Source organism: Synechococcus sp. R3-13 (genome assembly GCF_047462195.1).
In the GTDB taxonomy this organism is placed as follows: domain Bacteria; phylum Cyanobacteriota; class Cyanobacteriia; order Thermostichales; family Thermostichaceae; genus Thermostichus.
Map to the genome: position 1 here is coordinate 1 of NZ_JANSIO010000223.1, position 947 is coordinate 947.

General features: G+C 62.0%; 1 protein-coding gene. It reads right to left on the bottom strand.

The genetic code is table 11. The features are described from left to right. Window positions 1-223: 223 nt before the first annotated feature. Window positions 224-868: a M48 family metallopeptidase gene (locus NW856_RS06955; RefSeq protein WP_414399624.1), complete on the bottom strand. Its 645-nt coding sequence runs from the start codon at window positions 866-868 to the stop codon at window positions 224-226. Window positions 869-947: the final 79 nt, after the last annotated feature.

Sequence of the window (947 nt, forward strand, 5' to 3'; positions counted from 1 at the left end):
CCCTTGAAGAAAGCAACGCAGCTATTGCCCTTGCCCTATTCGGATGCGATTGCCCGGCCCACCTCAACCAGTTGCGGAGACTGCGTGGCCTGCCTTTGCTGTGAAGCACAGCTCCACCAGTAGCCATCCCCGACCAAGAAACACAGGAAGTCATCAAGGCCAAAGATTGGGAGCGAGAGCCATTTCAGCCGGCCTTGGGCAGAAGGGATCCCTCTGGGCCGAGTTAGGGCAGGACAGGGAGTAGCGGCAGGATCTCAATCTCGGTGCGTTGGGTTTGTTCGGGGGATCCGGAGGGCCAAATGGAGCCGCCGGAGCCGCGGAGTGGAACGGTCTGACCGGCTGGGCTGACCATGCCGTGCTGAATGATGAGCTGGTTGAGGCGGGCAATGCGCTCCGAGACGGGGGGATGGGTGCGCAGGAACTCTGGCACAGATCCGCGGGATTGCAACTTGGCCAAAAATTGCGGCATGCCCTGCGGGTCAAACCCGGCGCGATAGGCTGCCCCCAGACCTTTTTCATCGGCGATAAACTCGTTTTCACGGCTCTGCGGGCGCCGTACTCCCAATTCCAGGGCCAGAGCGGCCAGGGTACTGTCGTTGAGCCCCAACAATTGAGCCCCAAACTGGGCAGTGGCAGCCTGCTGCAGTTGTTGCAGGCCGTGGCGTTCGCCGATGTGGGCCACCTCGTGGGCCAGCACGGCGGCAATCTGGTCGTCGTTGTCGGCGGCTGCGAGGGCACCGGTGGTGATGTAGACAAAGCCTCCCAGTGTGGCAAAGGCGTTGATGTCGGGATCTTCCACCACTTGAAAGGTGTAGGGCAGATGGGGCCGTTCGCTGTGGGCGGCCACCCGTTGGCCAATGCGGTTCACCCGCTCGACCCAGTAGGGATCCGAACTGAGGCGAAGTTGTCCCCGCGCTTTCAGCTAGAAATCGCAGGAGCCCCGCACT